Annotated in this window: 2 protein-coding genes; both read left to right on the forward strand. The window is 47.2% G+C overall.

Annotated features, from left to right (window positions below):
* On the forward strand, nucleotides 1-1,583 hold a 1,583-nt coding region (locus Q7U33_RS07000; protein ID WP_304859031.1), incomplete at its 5' end, for a GspE/PulE family protein.
* The coding region (locus Q7U33_RS07005; protein ID WP_304859033.1) for a type II secretion system F family protein at nucleotides 1,568-2,055 on the forward strand (488 nt) is incomplete at its 3' end. The genes Q7U33_RS07000 and Q7U33_RS07005, both read left to right, overlap by 16 nt.

Raw genomic sequence — 2,055 nt, forward strand, 5'->3', positions numbered from 1 at the left:
CCGTAGCCACCAAATTAGGATTTGTCACTGAGCATGAAATGGCGGCGGTTTTTGCGGAAATGTTAAATATCGAAGTCGTGCGTAGAGCTGATTTTCCGGAAGGAATCTTAACTATCAATCGTCTCAATCCGCATTTTCTAAGGACTAAAAAAGTACTGCCTTTATGGATTGATCAACAAACTTTGGCACTGGCCATGGCCGATCCTTCGGATGATGTTGCTGCCGCCTGTTTTGCGTTTGCATCCGGCCTACCTGTTAAACGATACGCAGTTCTTGAATCTGAATTGGAAGATTTTTTTTATAAGCTGGACGCCGCAAATACCGAGATAGAAGAGTCAGTTGCATTGTCCGCTGTCGATGAAACAAGTATCACACAGGAGGATATTACAAAACTCAGCGATCTTGCATCGGATGCACCGGTGATTCGATTAGTCAATCGACTTATCATGGAAGCCAGTGATTTAGGTGCCTCGGATATTCATTTTGAACCCGAGAGCAGCACCTTTTCTATCCGCTTCCGGATTGACGGCTTGTTACAGAAAGTTGAAACACTATCCGCTCGCTGGGCCGATCCTGTCGCCTCCAGGATCAAGCTGATGGCTAAACTTGATATAGCGGAAAGACGTGTACCTCAGGATGGAAGAATCCGGTTTACGTCCAGAGGAAGGAGTATAGACCTGCGTATAGCCACATTCCCTTCGCTTCAAGGCGAGTCAATCGTTATTCGTTTATTAGGCCAACAGTCCGTTCAGTTAGATCTCGACACGCTTGATCTTTCGTCCTATGGCCTGAATGCCTTAAAAAAAGCCTTAAAAAGACCCCATGGCATTATTCTAATCACAGGACCAACCGGTAGTGGCAAGACAACAACGCTATATGCATCGCTAAATGCCCTTCTGAATCCAGCGCTCAAGATCGTCACTGTTGAGGATCCGATTGAATACGTGCTGGAGGGCGTTTCGCAACTCCAAATCAAACCGGAAATTGATTTAACTTACGCAGCAGCGCTTCGCTCGATTCTAAGAAATGATCCTGACATTATCATGATTGGTGAAATTCGTGACCGCGAGACGGCCGATATTGCCATACGTGCCGCGTTAACTGGTCACTTGGTGTTATCGACCTTACATACCAATACGGCTGCCGGCGCAATCACTCGATTACTTGATTTAGGCGTGGAAGCTTTTCTGCTGGCCTCGACTATAGAGCTGACTGCCGCACAGCGTTTAGTTAGAAAATTGTGTCCCTTCTGCAAAAGTCCAAGGGCCATTTCCGAGACTGAAGCTGAATTTATCAACGCCGCAGTCAATCGACTAGCTATCCCTGATACTGTTTATACCGCTACCGGCTGCTATCATTGTAAAGGTCGCGGATATTCCGGTCGAACTTCCCTTTTCGAAGCCATCGAAATAGACGAAATAGAACGTGACATTATTCGATCAAAACAAGACGAAAGCCCATTAATCAAAGCCTCGCGTCAACGAGGCGGCACCAGCCTTTGGCAGCATGGCATTGAAAAGGCTCTCGCCGGAGAAACCTCTCTTGAAGAAGTCCTAAGAGTTGTGGAATGGCGAAAAGTCTAAATAAATTTAGCGTCAAAGCTTTAACCCGTGCTGGAGAAATGCGTGATTTGGAAATCACATCTACCTCAGAAGAAACAGTTGCACTTGAGCTTTTGCGCGCAGGGTTAACCCCGTTATCGATTACGGCCAATACCAGCAATTGGCTCGACTTACTCAATCGGCCCATCAAGTTTGATGCCAAGCCCAATTTAGCAAGCCTTGCCATGTTCACTGAGCAATTGGCCGAAATGCTGAAGGCGGGGCTTACCGTAGAACGCGCGCTGACTGTTTTAGCTAAACAGCATAATAGTAAAACCATGACCGAATTGGTCAATCGATTACTACGCCGCCTCTCCGAAGGAAGCACTTTATCGAATGCGATGGAGGCCGAACCGTACTTGCCTCGTTATTTAATCGGCATTGTCCGTGCCTCCGAACAAGGTGGTCGTATGAGCGAGGGACTAGCCGATGCCACGCGCTATTTGCAGCGACA

The organism is Methylotenera sp. (assembly GCF_030653755.1).
Taxonomy (GTDB): domain Bacteria; phylum Pseudomonadota; class Gammaproteobacteria; order Burkholderiales; family Methylophilaceae; genus Methylotenera.